The following is a 16,924-nucleotide window of genomic DNA, read 5'->3' on the forward strand; positions in this document are numbered from 1 at the left end:
CCCGATAGTTAAACAATAAAAATTCATTTGTTTATCTTTTTTCAAGGTAACCATGGCAAGCCAATTAATTATTTAATTATTTGATTATCAATGATATTTCTGATAGTTACAGGCGAGCGAATTTTATCAAGAATGGATATTCTGTCGTCTATCCATTACATGACATATAAGTATAATATAAGGCTGATCGCCAGGACGTCTCGCCAGCGGATGGATCTGGCACGGCTTCACGGAATGCGCCCGGGGCAATGGGCAGTTGAAACGTAAAATGTAATTTTTGATTGTTAATCCATAAAAGGCCTCCTTACACCGAAACAAGTGGTTAAAACAGCATGCGGGTTTACCGGGCCATCATGGCGCTAGGTCGCGCAGGTATGTCCAGGGATAAATCCCGCGATCATGCCCGTCATTGAAAATAAACTGCACGCCATACATTCCGGCGGGATGAATTCCACTGATGCGCAACTGGGGTGATACCACGTCAGTCGCCTTTCCTTGCAAGCGATATGATTTGCAGTGCGCACACTGACACCGGGTACGTAAAAAAGCATGAGTGAAAAGTTGCCGTTTGCCGTCATTCCACAGAATCTCCAGCGTGCCATTTGGAATATTGCTGGAAATGGTTTTGACCTGCATCACAAATTCGTCCTTGATCTTTCACGTGCATGCCTTGCTGCTTCGCGATCGGTTGCCCGGATTTGGGCAATGGAAAGGCGGACGGATTTGCGTACTTCCGGATCCGGGTCGGTTTCAATTTGCTCAAGCGCAGGCAGGGCACCCGCAAAGCCTATCTCCCCCAGCGCCAGGGCTGCCTCCTTGCGCAAATTGCTGATCGGGTGGTTTAGTGTTTCGATCAACGCAGGCACTGACCGAGGATCCCCAAGGCGGCCCAGCGCACGCGCTGCACATAACCGGACTTGCCAATAGTTGTCGCTTAAAGCGCCAATCAATTGTTCGACAGCATCCTTCAATCGAAGCTTGCCAATGGTTGCTGCTGCTTCTTCGCGCACTTGCCATGCCGAATCGGATAAGCCGCTCAGTAATGCTGGCAATGCTGCATCCCCGGATGCAAACCCTATGGCGCCTATGGCGGCTCGCCGTACTTCGGCTTCAGTATCGTTCGCAGCGAGGGCTGCTAAAGCGGGCAATGCCTGCGGCTGTTTCAGATAACCCAGCACCGCCACCGCCTCTCGCCTGACTGTCGCATCTTCATCAATCAGCCCAGTCAACGCAGGCTCGAAACTATTCATAACTCGTAGTTCGCGCAGTGCGCGAAATAGTGCGGCACGTACGGATGCCTCCGGGTTTGCGAGATGGGGAAATATGAACTGTGCCGATTCCTGGTTTTTAAGGTCATGCAGGCTACGGGCTGCGGCTTGCCTGACGGAAGGATCGGGGTCATCCAGAACGGCGATCAACGCGGCAACACTCATACTATTTTCAAACGCCTCAAGCGCCTTGGCCGCCTCGGCACGGACCGCAGCCACGGGGTCCTGTAAACTGGCGACGATAAAAGGGACGTGGTCATCGCCTTCAAAGTCGGCAATGTCCAGCAATGCAATGCGGCGCACCTCGCTATCGGCTGCGTTTAGCCGCATCTGAATATCCTGTAGTTCCGGGTTGTCCTGGGGATTCATATCCTCTCGCATGAAAATAGGGGTACGGGTATCAGGAGATCACTCCAAGGGGAGTAAGGCGTTGCAACGGAAAGTCGGCACTTTGCGTATGCAACAATTCGAGGCAATGACGCTTGAGTTGGATGAAACGATCCGACGTCAGCAATTCGGGCTTGCGCGGGCGCACAAATTCAAGAACGGTTTGCTCGATGATCCGGCCGGGACGAGGGCTCATTATCAGAATCCGGTCGGCCAGGAACAGCGCCTCGTCAATGTCATGCGTGATGAACACAATAGTGGTCTTGATGCTTTCCCATACATCCAGCAACAGCTGTTGCATCATCATGCGCGTTTGCGCATCCAGCGCACCGAAAGGTTCATCCATCAACATTACCTTCGGATGATTAATCAGTACACGCGCGATCTCCACCCGCTGCTGCATTCCACCTGACAGCTGGAAAGGATAGTGTTGCTCGAAGCCTGCAAGCCCCACGAGTTCCAATAGCTCACCTGCGCGTTTATGGCGTTCGGCACGCAATATCCCCTTCATTTTGAGACCGAAAGCAACATTGTCCATGACGGTTTTCCACGGAAACAACGTGTGTTGCTGAAAAACCAAACCGCGTTCCGGATGCGGGCCATTGAGCGGCAGCGAATCAACGTGAATACTGCCGTCACTAGGCTGCAAATGGCCGGCGAGCGCGCCTAGCAGCGTCGATTTGCCGCAACCGGAAGGGCCAAGCAGGCAAACAAACTCCCCGGGCTTGATTGAAACCGACACGTTTTGTACCGCCTCAAACGCCTGGTCGCCAGAGCCCAGCTGGATATAGAGGTTTTTAATTTCTATATGGCCTTGTATGCCTGGAGAGGCATGATTTGCGACCGGGCTCATGATTTCCTTATTTCGGAGGCGTGCCAGGGCATCAACCTATTTCCCAGTTTCTTGACCAATACGCTGCTGCCCATGCCCAGCAAACCGATCAGCAACATGCCAACCACTATATCTGCATAATTTTGGATCGTATAAGAAGCCCAGGTGTAGTAACCAATACCGAACTGGCCCGCTATCATTTCCGCCGTTACGAGACAAAACCACGCCGTTCCCATGCCGATGGATAATCCGGTAAAAATGCTGGGTGCCGCCGCGGGCAGAATCACCTCGGTAAATACCGCGCGCCGGCCACTTCCAAGACTGCGGGCGGATGCAATCAGTCTTGCATCGACCGCTTCAACGCCATGGATAGTACTGAGCAGAATGGGAAACAGTGCGCCGGTAAAAGTGATGAATATCATCGACAATTCGGAAGACGGAAACATGAGAATCGATAGCGGAATCCAGGCGACTGCAGGGATCGGTCTTAGCATTTCCAGAGGCGGAAGCAAAGTATCTTCTGCAAAACGTGAACGGCCGATCATTAATCCTAGTCCGATGCCAATGACCGCGGCCCCCAGAAAACCGCTAAAAACGCGTGACATGCTGGCCGTCAGGTGGGATAGCATTTTCTGGGATTCAAGCAGCTCCCGGGCAGCCGCCAATACTTCCGCGGGTGAGGGTACATTCTGAAAAGTTATTACCCCCAGATCCATATGTCTGGTGGAGGCCAGATGCCATAACAGAACGCAAATAGCAATCGATGACACGCGCCGCAGCCTACGGCCAGCTTCGCGCCGGTTGAGATCTATTCTTTCAGCAGGGATGGAGTCAGCTTCCGTGATGCTACCCATGAGTGCGCTCCTTTATTGGGCAATGACAGGCGCCAGGGACGACTTGGCGAGAGGCCCGGCGATCCCGGATGCAAAGACCGCCGTAATGTTTTTTGCGGCGCCGAAATTAAGCACCTTGCCTCCGTTTGCCCGAGCCCAGGCATCCGCATCGTTTTTGAGCAAGAACCCATTCACCGCATTGTTGCCGTGAACAAACCAGGCATCGTTCGCGAGCAACTTGATGCCGCTATTGCCATCCTGCACATATACCACCCGGATCTGCTTACCTGCTTTCTCGAGTGCGTTCAGATCGGCAAAGGCGGATTCCGGCGATGCATAGTGCCGTACTAGGGGCTCGCCTTTAACCCAGATTTGTGCGGCGCGTTTGCTGTCGACGACAGGTTTTCCGGTATGGGCGTCTTTCGTGACAAGCGGTAGCTGGGCATAATTCTTCAGCTGTGCTTCATAATCGAGTCCGGCATGTCTGAAAGCGGCACGGATATATTGATCGTCAATGAATTTCTCTATATCGAGGTCCGCGGTCGTGCGCTTCATCAACCGCAAGGTCTCGATTGAGGTCTTTACCGCCTTCCGGTATTCTGGTTTCCAGGTGAAATCACGTGTTTGCAGCCCGAGTGGGCCATGAAACAGATAAATAACTTCGGCCTCGATACCGGTCACCTTGGAGATAAGTTCGCTGTATTTCTCCGGTTCTGCCGCAAGCAGCCTATCTGCTTCGATTGCTGCGCGCAGGAAGGCGATGACGATTTCGGGATGTTTTCTTGCATATTCAGCATCCACCAGGGTGCCATGCATGGTGGGCGCGTTGGCCTGCGATCCATCATAGACTTTTCTGGCAAAACCCCGATAAGGGTACAGTTCGGCGAAAGGCACAAAATCGGCATGCGCATCGATCTTATTGGCTTGGAGCGCGGAGCCCGCAATTTCCGGCGACTGCGTGATGATCGTTACATCTTTATCCGGATCCCACCCCTGTTGCGCGACTGCTCGAAGCAGCATGCCATGCGAGGTTGAAGCAAATGGGACTGAAATAGTTTTGCCTTTCAACTCAGCCAGAGACTGGACAGGAGAAGATTTGGGCACCACGATGCCGTTGCCGCTGCCTGTGATACTGCCGGACAGGACGCTAATAAAAATGCTCTGTTTGCCTGCTTTCTGAAATGCAACGCCATTGAACGAACCTGGGAAATCGGCCATCGAGCCGATATCGAGCTTTCCCGCCACCATTTCGTTGGTTAGCGGGGCACCGGAGGTAAAGTTTTTCCATTGGATATCGTATTGGGTATCCTTGTATTTGCCGTCATGGGGCAAATACTTTTCCAACAGCTTCAATTCACGGATCAGTGTGCCCCCGGCGGCGCAATTTATGGTGGTGTCTTGGGTGCCGATAGCGATGCGGAGAATTTCGGCGTGGACAGGACCGGCGAATAGGATGCTTAACCCCAAACCGATCAACCTCTGTAATTTCATATTTCCCTCCAGAATTATTGACTTCAGTCCACAGCACAATGTTTCGCTACGTGGCGAGATACGAATGAAATAGAACTTAAGACCTCCGTGCTAGCGAAGCAGATAGGGAATATCGACCGTCACCGCACCGGTGGGACAATCCTTCTCACACGGCATGCAATACCAGCATTCGTCGAATTTCATATAGGCCTTCCCCTTGGTAAAATCGATCGCCAGTACGTCGAGTGGGCAGACATCTACGCATACGGTGCAACCTTTGTCCGCGATGCATAACTCTTCATCGATCCGTACGGGAAGACTGGCAGGAATAAAAGCTGTTGGCATATTCTTTCTCCTTAAATCGCGGCGGTGCTCGCTTCTGTCATTTTCTCGGCGGGAGCATTTTTTTGGATACGCATTCCCTGGTACGCCGCTTTCTCGTATTCATCCAGGTCGATGATGTAAGGGTCTATGGGGCGCTTAAAACAGGCCATCTTGTTGTCAATCTTTTTCAGTTGAACATGCACAAACCACTCGCGATCGTCCCGCTCGGGATAATCGATGCGGTTGTGATAAAGACCCCATCGGCTTTCGGTTCGATACAGCGATGCGCGCGCCGCCATTTCAGCGCAGTCGCGGATGGCATGCACCTCCAGCGCACGCATCAGTTCGTGCGGATCGCGCGCCCACAACATTTCGAGATCCCCTCTGATTTCTTCGAATCGAGTCAGGCCAATTTCCATCTTCCGGGTGACTTTGGGAGGTTGCAGGTAGTCGTTGACCATGCGGCGCAATTTGTATTCGACTTGCGATGGCGGCAGCCCGTCGCTCCGCAGCAAGGGTGCTCGCACTCTTGCGGATTCCGCATCCACCTGCATTTGATCAACATCTGCAAGGGGGGTATCGGCGCAATAGCGGGCGGCGCTTTCGCCTGCGATTTTTCCGTAGACAAAGGCTCCCAGCATGTAATTGTGCGGCACGCATGCCAGATCGCCGGCGGCATACAATCCTGGAACCGTGGTTTCGCCATGTTCGTTGATCCAGACCCCCGATGCGGAATGGCCACTGCATAGACCAATTTCCGAAATATGCATTTCAACCATTTGCTTGCGGTAATCGGTTCCACGCCCCTCATGAAAACGGCCACGACTCGGCCGTTCATTGGTATGCAGAATAGTTTCGATGGTACCGATGGTCTCGTCCGCGAGATGGTTCAACTTCAAGAATACCGGTCCATCGCCCCCTTCCAGTTCACGATAGAACTCCATCATCATTTGTCCGCTCCAGTAATCGCATTCGATAAAGCGTTCACCTTTGCTGTTGGTGGTATAACCGCCCATTGGGCCCGTGACATAAGCGCAGGCGGGTCCGTTGTAATCCTTGATCAAAGGGTTTATCTGAAAGCATTCGATACCGCTCAGTTCGGCTCCGGCGTGATAGGCCATGCTGTAGCCGTCCCCTGCATTGGTCGGATTCTCATACGTGCCGAACAGATAACCCGATGCGGGTAGACCCAGTCGTCCCGCCGCTCCGGTGCAAAGAATTACCGCCTTTGCGCGGATGATATGAAATATGCCAGTGCGGCAATCGAATGCCATGGCCCCGGCAACGCGTCCATCGGTTGCCATCAGCAGGCGCGTGGCCACCAGGCGATTGGTAATACCAACGCGGGTGCGCTTCAACCGCCTGTACAACACTTTTTTAATATCATGGCCTTCCGGCATGGGCAGTACATACGTTCCCATGTGGTGCACTTTGCGCATTGCATAATCTCCGGTCTCATCCTTTTCAAATTTCACTCCCCACCGATCCAGTTCTTCAATCATGAGAAAACTGTTTTGCGCATAGGCCATTACGGTTTTCTGGTTAACGATTCCGTCATTGGCGATAGTGATTTCCTTCACGTACTGTTCCGGCGTGGCATGGCCCGGGACCACCGCGTTGTTCAAGCCATCCATACCCATAGAGATAGCGCCGCTACGTTTCACGTTGGCTTTTTCCAGCAGCAGTACATGCAATGCCGGATTGGCCTCCTTGGCCTTGACAGCCGCCATGGGACCAGCGGTGCCGCCTCCGATGATTAATATGTCTACCGTGCGAGTTTCAGATTGCATGAATAGCCTGGTTTGAGATCAATGTATCCAGAGAGATTGCGCCTGAAGCAGGAGAAGCTACCGCAGCGGATCGTTGGCCTGGCTCTGGGGCGCGGCAGTCGCATCGACCGCGCGCCGCGCGATTTGCAAGCGATATTGAAATGCATCTCCGCGAAAATAAAGGTATTCAAAATCCAGCGGCTTACCCGACGCCGTATGGGTAAGCCGTTCCATGCGCAATACAGCGGAGCCTTCTTCTATCTTTAACTGGTGCGCCAAGTCATCGTCAGCCAGCATCGCGTCAATCTGCAAGTCCGCATATCCCAATGCGATGCCGAAATCATTTTCAAGCACCAGGAATATATCGCGCGTGGGAAGATCGAAGCTACGCAAACGTTCGCCAATATCCTCCATCAGGTAAGTGACCTCCATTGATAAGGGTTCACGGTTGAGATAGCGCACGCGCCTGATTTCACTTACAGGTGTACCGGTTTCGAGCTTCAGTTTCTTTGCGACGATGGCCGAAGCAGGAACCGACTTATGGCTGATTACTTTGTTGTAAATCTCATAGCCCATACGCAGCATCGCCTCGGCAAATCCCTCGAGTTGCGTCAATTCCTGAAAGGCCTTGGGTTTGGCGACAAACGTTCCTTTACCGGGAATCCTGAAAATCAGCCCTTCATTTTGAAGATCACTCAAAGCCTGGCGAACGGTGATTCGGCTTACATCGAATAAGTTGCTCATCTCGCTCTCGGATGGCAATTTTTGGTGCGCCTTGTACGTACCTTCCAGGATTCGTTCCCTCAAGATATCTTTAATCTGCGTATATAAGGGAAGGGGCGACGGTATGAGGGTTAAAGAACTGATCAATGGTTTCACCTATTAATATAACTTGTCATTACAGGTAATGCTGCGTTGCTACAGCATAGTAGTGCGGGATCAAATGGATTGAAACCAACATAAAGTGATTTAGTTATTACTAAAACAGATATTGGACTGACCTGCCCTACAAAATAGGAGTCCTTCGGAATTGCGGCGGTTACGCCAACTGCAGGAAGAAACGGAAGAAGAAAACGGCAAATTGAAGCGGCTGGTCGCAGGCTCGAAGCCTGGACTAGCCCATGCTGCAGGATGTGCGGTCAGAAAAGCGCTGAAGCCTTTCCGCTGTGTGGCTAAAGTTAATTTAAATAATTTTTGAGCTTTAGTGGAATTTCTTTATTATAGGGCTGGCAATTTATCATTTTTTTGTGAAATAATTGCAACTGAGGGTTGATACGCCATTCCCGGCTGCATTACCCTCCTCATGTCGTCTTAGGACTCTGACCATCCGTCCAGCAGCAGGACTCTGAATACCTGTCCATCGGCGCAACGCCGGTTTACACCAAGGACTCTGACCATCCATACAGCAGTTATCGTTTCACTAAAGGAATAGCAGGAATTCAAATGTCAATAGCATTGAGCGGTGCGAAAGCAGCGGAAAGCGCGTTGGATCGCGGGGACAGCATGTCGCAATAATACTCTTTTCCGGCATTCTATTTTTTGCTGGACCAGGGTCCGGTCCATACCTTCGTCTTCAGCTTAATCTTCGATCGCTGGTTTTGCCTGCCCTGGGTAGTGCTTTCACATAGGAAATGAACTTACGGAAAAGAGGCTGCGTCGACTTGTTCAGAGTGCATTGTCTTCAACCACCATGGAATCTGACTTTTCACAAAAAGGAAGTACGTATGAATTCACTCATTCAAAAAATCATTCTAGCTACTGACTTCTCAGAGGCTTCTCAGGACGCCATCAAGTATGCTAAGTGGATTTCCGCATCACTTGCCGCGGAACTCAAGATTCTGCATGTATTTGAACCTAGCGGCTGGATGGTTCCTTCACCCTATTATTACACGCCTGGATTCGAAGAATGGGTGGAGACAAGTATTGAAAACACCCGGCAAAAAGGAAGGGAAGCACTCGAAACACTCGCGGAATCGTTTGGCGAACACACCGAAACCATCTTTATAGAAGGCGACCCCAGTAAAGAAATCGTACGAGTGGCTGCCGAACAAAATATCGATCTTCTAATTCTCGGCACGCATGGTTATACGGGGTGGAACCATTTAACTTTGGGAAGCATAGCGGAATATGTTGTCAGGCACGCTCCCTGCCCGGTGCTCACCATCAAGCCCAGCGGATCAAATGAATTGGGGACTCGCACTTTGCCTGTTCCGCCAAGAAACGATTAAGGCGATGTGGAGAAAGAACGAAATGCAGTCTTTCCCCAGGCAAGCAAAGCAAGAATCGATCTCGAAGAAATAGGAAATGCAACGGCGGAGCGAAGAAAGGTTCTAGCAGCAGAGGAATATCTGCAGCTCCGTAAAATGTTGGGACTCTCCCACCCGATTATTGGGTTTTCTGCCAGACATACTCCTTAATTGATTGATTCCCCCCCGGACTGGTGTGCAGTTTGCACCAGTCCGGTTTTTTTTATTGAAAATCGCTTAACAAGAGGGAAACTGCCGGACACGTAAATGCGGAGTACTCGTCAGCTGATAATTCGCTATAGCGCTGGCAACTTCGATCGCTGCTTTGGCCTACCCATCTCGCATTGTGCTTTGACCACGGCTTTTCATTGGATTCATGCAACTTGCCTAATCGAAAATCCCTGCCATTCAAATCAAATCGATATAACCCTTTCTACCTAAGGGTTTCCCCTAGAACAAAATCAGGGTTTCCCCAATATCATTTCAATGATGAAGAAATTAATATGGATTCACATCTTAGGACTCTGACCACCCGTCCAGTGTAAGGACTCTGACCATTCGTCCGGCAGTAAAAAGGACTCTGACTATCCGTCCGATATTGACCTCATCAATTGGAATAGGAGAATCAAAATGGCAACGACACTCGGCACAAAAGCAAAAGATACTTTTGCGATTTTTTCCCTGCTTGGTTTATTGGTTGTTGGCGCGCCCATAAGTACCGTAAAAGCAGAAAATCTTCCCGATGAATCAGCTACCCAGACTGTAGTATCCCCAAGTGAGCATAACGTTTTGGCGAGACGCTTTGAAGATACCGCCAGGGAAATGCAGGCAAAGGCGGATGAGCAGAAGGCGCTGCTTGCCCAGTATGAGCAGACACATCTGTATGGCTGGCAATCCCACAATTTGAAATCGCGTACCGCAGCTTTGATACGCAAGTATGAACAAGCCGCGCGGGAAAGCATGAAGGAAGCCATGGATCATCGGCATATGGCGCAGCAACCCAGGCTCGATGGCACGATTCACGGCGGCTGAAATGCCGCAAACAGGAAGTAACTGACACAGGCTGTACCTGGCAGAATAAACCCGCATGCAGCAGGAAGCATGCGGGTTTATCTTCTTAAGACTCTGCCCCTCCGTCCCCAGCAGGACTCCGAACACTTGTCCATCGGCGCAATGCCGGTTCATCCGGACTCCAACCACTCCTCTGGCAACAAAAACGGACTCCGACGATCCACTCGAAGACCCGTTGACCATGCTACAAGCTTTTCGATAATCTGGATTTGTCATTTTCTGTGACATAACTATAATAGTCATCGATAAATCCTTCCGGATATGCCAATTGCTTTCCTGTTGGCTGTCGTATTTGGACGCTGCTCTTCGTCCAACCTTAGGACTCTGAATACCTGTCCATCGGCGCAATGCCGGTTTATATCAAGGACTCTGACCACCCGTCCAATGTAAGAACCCCGACTCTCGTTTCATATTGATCCAATGCAGGCACGGTTAAATATGGAGAAAACGGTCACGCATCGCCAACTGTCGCAGAGCGGCAATTTACCGGGATGGGCATCGGGTTGGCGCCCGTCGCATGCTCCCATAAGAACAAACCGGACCTCGCAAATTGCTATACTGAGATAAGCTCATCGTTTTACGGGAGTGCTTTCTGTTTCGTCCGGCTAGCTTCGGCCGTGAAGCAATGGTTCCGCGCAGGTGGAATAGGCGATGTATTCAGTGTAGCGGCGCGGCTCTTGGCTTCAGGCAAGAGAGGCATCGGTGGGTCGCGGTGCCAAAGGGATGGAAGAAGAGGAAAAAGTAAACAATTATTAATTTAACGGAGGAAATAATGGACCTTACACCAAGAGAAAAAGACAAGCTGCAGATATTCACCGCCGGATTGCTGGCGGAACGGCGCAAGGCGCGGGGCCTGAAACTCAATTATCCGGAAGCGGTGGCATTGATCACCTGCGCGGTACTGGAGGGTGCGCGCGATGGCCGCTCCGTGGCGGAATTGATGGCCGAGGGTACGAAAATACTGACCCGCGCCGACGTAATGGAAGGGATTCCCGAGATGATTCCCGACATTCAGGTGGAGGCGACATTTCCCGACGGCACCAAGCTGGTGACGGTTCACAATCCCATTCCCTGATATCAGGCGGTCACCAGATTGTTCCGTATATGTTAACGGCCCATTTATTTCGTAAAATCCGAAATACATGCCGCCACGCTCCCATGATTGCGATGTATGGAAGCCGCCATGGAGGGTAACTGCCGTAACATTGATCTTGCTGGCTGGAGTGGCGAGATTCAGCCCGCCTTGCATTTCCGTCAATACATGCTATTCATTATTGACGGCAAATGCCCACGCATCCCAGGAGGCAATCAATGGCAAACAACAATAACGGAAACCCGGCTACGCCCGCAGGTTTACCCCAACCCGGCACGGGCTACCGCCGTAGGGTAATCGTAAAATTCAAGGATCATGTCCAGCTGCCACGCGAAAACGCGGCGCGCATGGTGATGACGGGCGGCGCCGGGCCTTGGGAGGCGCTGGCGGCACAGTTCCAGGGCATCAAGCTGGAACCGCTTCTGACTTTCAATCAGCCGGAGCAGCTCGGGGTACTGACGGAACGTGCCCGGGCGCTCGATCCCTCCTTCCGGCCCGCCAACCTGAGGGCCTACTTCGCCGTCCAGCCGCCACTCGGGGCGGATGCCGAAGCGCTCGCGAAAGCGCTCTCCAGTTGGGAATCCGTAGCCACGGCTTATGTAGAGCCGCCCCCGGTCGAGCCACCCTTCGTCAATGCGGCGGACGATCCGCGCAGCGTCAATCAGGGCTATCTCGACCCGGCACCCGACGGCATCGATGCCGAATACGCATGGAATTTTCCCGGCGGGGATGGTGCGGGGCAAGCACTGGTGGATATGGAATGGGGATGGACTTTCAACCACGAGGATCTCGCGGCGCACGGCATCGCCCTTATCTCCGGCCTGAATCACTCCTTCTTCTTCCACGGCAGCGGCGTGCTGGGAGAGATCGCCGCGGTGGACAATAACGTGGGTTGCGTCGGCATCACGCCCGCGCTGGCTTCCATTCGCTGTGTCGGCCAGCATCTGCCGGGGGGCGGATACAGTACGGCGCAACCGATCCTCGACGCCATTGCGGTCATGAGCTTCGGCGATGTGCTGCTGCTGGAAGCCCAAACCAATCTCTTCGGCTACAACCTTGTGCCCGTCGAGATCGAACCAGCTGTTTTCGATGTCATCCGCCTTGCGACATCGCTGGGCATCGTGGTGGTCGAAGCGGCGGGCAACGGTGGCGTTGATCTCGATACCGTGGTCAACCCCGCAGGCCAGCAGATATTCAACCGCTCAAGTCCCGATTTTCTGGACTCCGGCGCAATTCTCGTGGGCGCGGCGAGTTCCACCGCGCCGCACGCGCGGCTTGGCTTTTCCTGCCACGGCAGCCGTATCGACTGCTACGGCTGGGGCGAGAACGTGGATACGCTCTCTTCGGACGGCACCAATACCGCGACGGATCTCTATACGACAGGTTTCAGCGGCACGTCGAGTGCCTCGCCCATTGTTACCGGGGCAGCGCTCGCGGTGCAGGGCCTGTTCCAGGCGAGCCCGGCCGGCGACCGCCTTGATCCGGCGCAAATGCGCGCCTTGCTATCGGATCCCGCGAACGGAACTCCGTCGCAGAATCCGGCGGCTGATCGCATCGGCGTCATGCCCAATCTGCGCGCCATCATTGACGGCATGATGCTCAACCTGCCACCCGACGTCTACCTGCGGGACTTCGTTGGCGATAATGGCGACCCTCATCTTGGCGCCATCTCGTCCAGCCCGGACATCATCCTGCGGCAAACGGCCGTGGCGGACCCGCAGGGCACTTTCGGCGCGAGCAGCGGCACGGAGAATGACATGACGCTGGGTTACGAAGCGGAAGCCGGACAGGATAACTTTGTCTATGTACGCATACGCAACCGGGGCGGCTCCGACGCCGCCAACGTGATAACCACCGTCTATTGGGCGCCGCCTTCCACCCTCCTCACGCCCGATCTCTGGACCCTGCTGGGAGCAACCACCCTGCCAAGCGTGCCGATGGGGGACCTTCTGACCGTCTCGGACGGCATTATCTGGCCCTCGGCGGCCATTCCCGCGCCGGGACACTATTGCTTTGTGGGCATCCTCAGCACGGCGCGCGATCTCGGCCCCGCCCCGGCTGATTTTCTTGACTGGGATAACTTCACCACCTTTATCCGCAATAACAATAACGTCACTTGGCGCAATTTCAATATCGTCGATAATGTACCGCCGCCGCGCGTCAATCCGCCGGACTATGTACCCCTGTCCTTCCTTGCGGCAGGCGCGCCAGACAAGGCGCGCAGGATGCGCCTTGAAATCGTGGCGCGGCTTCCCGCCCGCGCCGAAGCCGTGCTGGAACTCCCTTCCGAATTCGCCGAGATCATTCGCGCGCGCCCCCGTCTTATGCCCTATACGCCGTTCACGAATGCCGATGGATGCCGCGCCGTCCACCTCCCCATCAACCACTGTGGCAGCACGCGATTCCCCGAAGTGGTATTTCCCGCCAAAGCACGCATCCCGCTGCGATTGCTCGTGAAAATACCCAAGGAGCAACGCCGGCATGCATTCGAGCTTTTCGCGCGCCAGGTTTACCAGGGAGAGGAAGTCGGACGGGTCACATGGAGACTGGTGCCGCACAGGAAACCACAATAACCGCCGGAACAGGCGCACCCAAGGCTCCATGGCTGGCGCCATTTTCAGCGCCTGATACGGCAAATGTGCCTCAACGTACAGACGAAAAAGACGGGTGCTCTTTATCCTATCGGTGTATGGATCTATTCAATTCAAAATGCAAAATGACTTATGGACCCAAACTCTTATCGTCAGGAGAATGAGATGGATAACGATAAAATCGTAAGCGTGCTGAATGGCCTGATCGAGATTTCACGCGATGGCGCCGAGGGCTTCAGGACTTGCGCGGAGGATGTGGACGATGCGGCGTTGAAGCTATATTTTCGGAATCGCGCCGAGAGTTGTGAAAAAGCCATTCACGAATTAAACGCCGAGGTCAGGCGGCATGGTGGCGACCCCGATGCAGGCGGTACTTTAACCGGCACATTGCATCGCGCCTGGGTTAATCTGAGAACGGCGATCATAAGCCAGGACAATCTTACCGTACTTGAAGAATGTGAACGAGGCGAAGCCGCCGCCGTGCTGGCCTATGAAAGCGCGCTGAGGGAAGAATTACCGGGCGAGCTGCGCGCGCTCCTTGACAAACAGTTGGACGGCGCGAAAAGAAATCACGACCGTGTGCGCCAGCTGCGTGATGCGGCCAGGCATTCCAAAGTGACTTGAACGTTATCGGAACGCCTGATATCGGGTCGTTCCCTCAATGCCGGAATCTTTGAACCCATCGCGTATGCGGGACACCGCTTGGGCGGCGTACCAGCGCGGGTGATGGGCCGGACACCGCCTAGCCTGACGACGCCTTGTTACCGGCTGAGTCAACCTGCCGAAGACGCCAAGCTAAAACATGAAAATATCGACTATTGCAATCATATTGTCGTCATCCCTGGTGATCGGAATCATTGCGCTGGGCCTGGGGGCTTACAATATTCTTGCTACCGATAAACACTGGCCCGTAACGGAAGCACTCATCGAATGGATTCGCGAAAGTTCGATCAAGGCACGCGCGAAAGATGTGGAAGCGCCCGCGCTGGATGACCGGAGCCGTCTGTCGATAGGAGCGGGAAACTACGATGCGATGTGTACCGCATGCCATTCGGCACCGGGCCGCAAACCCACCGAATTAGCCCAAGGGCTCTACCCGCAGGCACCCGTGTTTCATGAGCGCAGGCCCGAGGCCAACGACGACGAGCAAGCGCTGTATCGCGCCAAGGGATACTTCCTGGTGATCAAGCATGGCATCAAGATGACCGCCATGCCCGCCTGGGGTCTTACCCACGATGATGAAACCATTTGGGCGATGGTTGCATTCATCCGCAAGCTGGGCGGCATGACGGCGGAGCAATACAGGGAACTCACCGCATCGAGTCAAGGCCATCACCACAAACACTAGCGAACAAGCAGCCGGGATTGGCATGGAGCACAGCGCAACCCATTCCGCCCTATACGGATCCGTCGGCCCCGCTATTTCGAAATCCGGTGCAACGTCAATGGGGCGCCTTCCTTCACCGCCAGCGTTGCGGTATTCCCGTCGGCCGCCAGCTTGAATGAGCTCGTCTCCTTGCCGGAAAAACCCGCGCAGCCATTGGTATCATAGGTAAATCCTTTTATGGCTAAGGACCCCCCGGCATCGTAAGTGTAGGAAGCGAATTCCACTCCGGGATCACCGCAACTTTCGTGGCCGGGACTGGCGGGATCCCCAATGGGATCGATCATCATGTACTTGCCGTTGGAAAAGAATACATAGGTGGGTGTCTTGATGGCGCCCGGCTCGGCTGCCCAGGCTCCGATGATGCCCTTAGGATCATTCTCCAACTTGAAATAACGGCTTTCCTTGACCTCGGTCTTGATAGGCTCCTTTGAGGAACTGATCTCCAGCGTGCCGGCGATATGAAAGAGCTCACCGAAAAGACTCTTTTGCTCCCGCTTCCTTTGCACCGTGAAAATATCCGAGGTAATCAAATCGGAGCCATCGCTGCGAATTCTCCAGTTCGGCCGCGGGTGCGACAACCCGGCGTGGAGATTGGTATCGATTACCGGTTGTGCCGCGAACTTGAATCCGCGGGTATCCACCTCGGAAAACTTTGCCGTGCCGAATTCCACGCCTGCTCTACTGACCAGATTACCGCCGCATACACGGTTGGTGTCGCACGAGTCATCCGGCGTGGCCTCCCCTACCAGGTACTCACCTGAACCGTCCGCTGAAAAACGGATAACGGAAGCTGCCGCTCCATCTTGTCTGACCCAGATATTCGTGTTGAGCAGATTGACGCCCTGCGAAAGAAAATGGGCATTGGCCTGTGCCGCGGTCTTGGCCGGGCCGGCGATGCCGCCCGCCTCTCTTGCCTTCTGTAATTCGGGGGATGCGGCGAATGCGGCGGGCTCACTGTCCAGATTGAGAGAAGCGCTCACAGCGGAGGCAGCATTGGCGGGAATGGAAATACCATTCTCGGGATTGCCGTCCCCATCCAGGGATTGAAACAGGATAAGCAGGTTCTTCAATCGCTTATCGCTGTCTCCAGCCAGTTCAATCGGCGTAACGATAATCGCGCCTTTTACTTTCCCCAGGCTCAGCGCTCCCAGCTTAAACTCAACGGTATCGCCATGAGTAAACTTGAAGGTACCCTTTTCATCCGTGGTGCCCGATCCGGAGGGCGCAACGTAAGCAACACCGCCCACCGCGGCATCCAGCAACCTTCCCGTAGCAGGGCCTGTTTGCGGCTTGCCGGCGCTGCCACTCTTATCGCCGCCGCTATCGCCTTCGGGTTTGCTTCCATCGCCACAGGCGGCGAGACCCAGGGCAAATGCCAAAGGCATCAAGCGCGCCCACGCGATTTCTCTTTTTTTCTGATTGAATTTCATCCAGGTAGTCCGATTTAATTAAGAATTATCAAGAATTATTATTTTAAACTATAACGCCATGGTCTAGCAGCCTACCCTATGCATGGAATGATGGGACCGGCCACGCATTATTCCTCCCACCAGGCTTTTTTGATTGTCCGGCATTGACATATTTTCTTTCGGTGAATTAAGAAATGGCGGGCGGATAGGTTGATAGCCGATCCGCCATTACTTATAAAAAACC

15 protein-coding genes are annotated in these 16,924 nt (G+C 53.6%); 6 read left to right on the forward strand and 9 right to left on the reverse strand.

Features of this window, described 5'->3' with window-relative positions:
* Positions 1-351: 351 nt before the first annotated feature.
* The 8 genes from SQ11_RS11620 to SQ11_RS11655 form a co-directional block, all read right to left on the reverse strand.
* Positions 352-636 carry a DUF971 domain-containing protein gene (locus SQ11_RS11620; protein ID WP_041514329.1) on the reverse strand — a complete coding sequence of 95 codons (285 nt, stop codon included), beginning with the start codon at positions 634-636 and terminating at the stop codon, positions 352-354.
* On the reverse strand, positions 636-1,637 hold the full coding sequence (locus SQ11_RS11625) for a HEAT repeat domain-containing protein (RefSeq protein WP_052494222.1): 1,002 nt from the start codon (positions 1,635-1,637) through the stop codon (positions 636-638). Before SQ11_RS11625 ends, SQ11_RS11620 begins: the two co-directional genes overlap by 1 nt.
* Positions 1,638-1,668: 31 nt before the next feature.
* Positions 1,669-2,508, reverse strand: a complete 840-nt coding sequence (locus SQ11_RS11630) for an ABC transporter ATP-binding protein (RefSeq protein WP_041514330.1) — start codon at positions 2,506-2,508, stop codon at positions 1,669-1,671.
* Positions 2,505-3,341 (reverse strand): ABC transporter permease, encoded by an 837-nt coding sequence (locus tag SQ11_RS11635; protein WP_084226836.1) that lies wholly within the window; start codon positions 3,339-3,341, stop codon positions 2,505-2,507. Before SQ11_RS11635 ends, SQ11_RS11630 begins: the two co-directional genes overlap by 4 nt.
* Before the next feature lie 12 nt (positions 3,342-3,353).
* Positions 3,354-4,811: an ABC transporter substrate-binding protein gene (locus SQ11_RS11640; protein WP_084226837.1), complete on the reverse strand. Its 1,458-nt coding sequence runs from the start codon at positions 4,809-4,811 to the stop codon at positions 3,354-3,356.
* Between the two features lie 90 nt (positions 4,812-4,901).
* Positions 4,902-5,135: a ferredoxin family protein gene (locus tag SQ11_RS11645; RefSeq protein ID WP_041514331.1), complete on the reverse strand. Its 234-nt coding sequence runs from the start codon at positions 5,133-5,135 to the stop codon at positions 4,902-4,904.
* An 11-nt stretch (positions 5,136-5,146) separates the two neighbouring features.
* Complete coding sequence (locus SQ11_RS11650; RefSeq protein ID WP_041514332.1) at positions 5,147-6,904, reverse strand: fumarate reductase/succinate dehydrogenase flavoprotein subunit; 1,758 nt, start codon at positions 6,902-6,904, stop codon at positions 5,147-5,149.
* A 57-nt stretch (positions 6,905-6,961) separates the two neighbouring features.
* On the reverse strand, positions 6,962-7,762 hold the full coding sequence (locus tag SQ11_RS11655) for a GntR family transcriptional regulator (protein ID WP_198140863.1): 801 nt from the start codon (positions 7,760-7,762) through the stop codon (positions 6,962-6,964).
* Between the two features lie 845 nt (positions 7,763-8,607).
* Here SQ11_RS11655 and SQ11_RS11660 point away from each other — a divergent pair.
* The 6 genes from SQ11_RS11660 to SQ11_RS11685 all read left to right on the forward strand — a co-directional run bounded on the left by SQ11_RS11660 (position 8,608) and on the right by SQ11_RS11685 (position 15,232).
* Entirely contained in the window at positions 8,608-9,111 is a 504-nt protein-coding gene (locus tag SQ11_RS11660) for a universal stress protein (protein WP_052494202.1), read from the forward strand.
* A 648-nt stretch (positions 9,112-9,759) separates the two neighbouring features.
* Positions 9,760-10,161, forward strand: a complete 402-nt coding sequence (locus SQ11_RS11665) for a hypothetical protein (RefSeq protein ID WP_041514334.1) — start codon at positions 9,760-9,762, stop codon at positions 10,159-10,161.
* A gap of 811 nt (positions 10,162-10,972) precedes the next feature.
* Positions 10,973-11,275, forward strand: coding sequence for an urease subunit gamma (locus SQ11_RS11670; protein WP_041514335.1), 303 nt, complete (start codon positions 10,973-10,975; stop codon positions 11,273-11,275).
* A 236-nt stretch (positions 11,276-11,511) separates the two neighbouring features.
* Positions 11,512-13,866 carry a S8 family peptidase gene (locus tag SQ11_RS16505; RefSeq protein ID WP_052494203.1) on the forward strand — a complete coding sequence of 785 codons (2,355 nt, stop codon included), beginning with the start codon at positions 11,512-11,514 and terminating at the stop codon, positions 13,864-13,866.
* Between the two features lie 183 nt (positions 13,867-14,049).
* Positions 14,050-14,508, forward strand: a complete 459-nt coding sequence (locus SQ11_RS11680) for a PA2169 family four-helix-bundle protein (protein ID WP_041514336.1) — start codon at positions 14,050-14,052, stop codon at positions 14,506-14,508.
* Positions 14,509-14,686: 178 nt separating this feature from the next.
* Positions 14,687-15,232 carry a cytochrome c gene (locus SQ11_RS11685; protein ID WP_041514337.1) on the forward strand — a complete coding sequence of 182 codons (546 nt, stop codon included), beginning with the start codon at positions 14,687-14,689 and terminating at the stop codon, positions 15,230-15,232.
* A 71-nt stretch (positions 15,233-15,303) separates the two neighbouring features.
* On the opposite strand, the gene SQ11_RS11690 is transcribed toward SQ11_RS11685, so the two are convergent.
* Entirely contained in the window at positions 15,304-16,701 is a 1,398-nt protein-coding gene (locus SQ11_RS11690) for a hypothetical protein (protein WP_041514338.1), read from the reverse strand.
* Positions 16,702-16,924 lie beyond the last annotated feature (223 nt).

It is taken from the genome of Nitrosospira sp. NpAV, assembly GCF_000832065.1.
Taxonomy (GTDB): domain Bacteria; phylum Pseudomonadota; class Gammaproteobacteria; order Burkholderiales; family Nitrosomonadaceae; genus Nitrosospira.

Excerpts from the sequence above, each read along its gene's own strand:
- SQ11_RS11620 (WP_041514329.1), bottom strand. The coding sequence starts at position 636 with ATGCAGGTCAAAACCATTTCCAGCAATATTCCAAATGGCACGCTGGAG.
- SQ11_RS11625 (WP_052494222.1), bottom strand. The coding sequence starts at position 1,637 with ATGAATCCCCAGGACAACCCGGAACTACAGGATATTCAGATGCGGCTA.
- SQ11_RS11630 (WP_041514330.1), bottom strand. The coding sequence starts at position 2,508 with ATGAGCCCGGTCGCAAATCATGCCTCTCCAGGCATACAAGGCCATATA.
- SQ11_RS11635 (WP_084226836.1), bottom strand. The coding sequence starts at position 3,341 with ATGGGTAGCATCACGGAAGCTGACTCCATCCCTGCTGAAAGAATAGAT.
- SQ11_RS11640 (WP_084226837.1), bottom strand. The coding sequence starts at position 4,811 with ATGAAATTACAGAGGTTGATCGGTTTGGGGTTAAGCATCCTATTCGCC.
- SQ11_RS11645 (WP_041514331.1), bottom strand. The coding sequence starts at position 5,135 with ATGCCAACAGCTTTTATTCCTGCCAGTCTTCCCGTACGGATCGATGAA.
- SQ11_RS11650 (WP_041514332.1), bottom strand. The coding sequence starts at position 6,904 with ATGCAATCTGAAACTCGCACGGTAGACATATTAATCATCGGAGGCGGC.
- SQ11_RS11660 (WP_052494202.1), top strand. The coding sequence starts at position 8,608 with ATGAATTCACTCATTCAAAAAATCATTCTAGCTACTGACTTCTCAGAG.
- SQ11_RS11665 (WP_041514334.1), top strand. The coding sequence starts at position 9,760 with ATGGCAACGACACTCGGCACAAAAGCAAAAGATACTTTTGCGATTTTT.
- SQ11_RS11670 (WP_041514335.1), top strand. The coding sequence starts at position 10,973 with ATGGACCTTACACCAAGAGAAAAAGACAAGCTGCAGATATTCACCGCC.
- SQ11_RS16505 (WP_052494203.1), top strand. The coding sequence starts at position 11,512 with ATGGCAAACAACAATAACGGAAACCCGGCTACGCCCGCAGGTTTACCC.
- SQ11_RS11680 (WP_041514336.1), top strand. The coding sequence starts at position 14,050 with ATGGATAACGATAAAATCGTAAGCGTGCTGAATGGCCTGATCGAGATT.
- SQ11_RS11685 (WP_041514337.1), top strand. The coding sequence starts at position 14,687 with ATGAAAATATCGACTATTGCAATCATATTGTCGTCATCCCTGGTGATC.
- SQ11_RS11690 (WP_041514338.1), bottom strand. The coding sequence starts at position 16,701 with ATGAAATTCAATCAGAAAAAAAGAGAAATCGCGTGGGCGCGCTTGATG.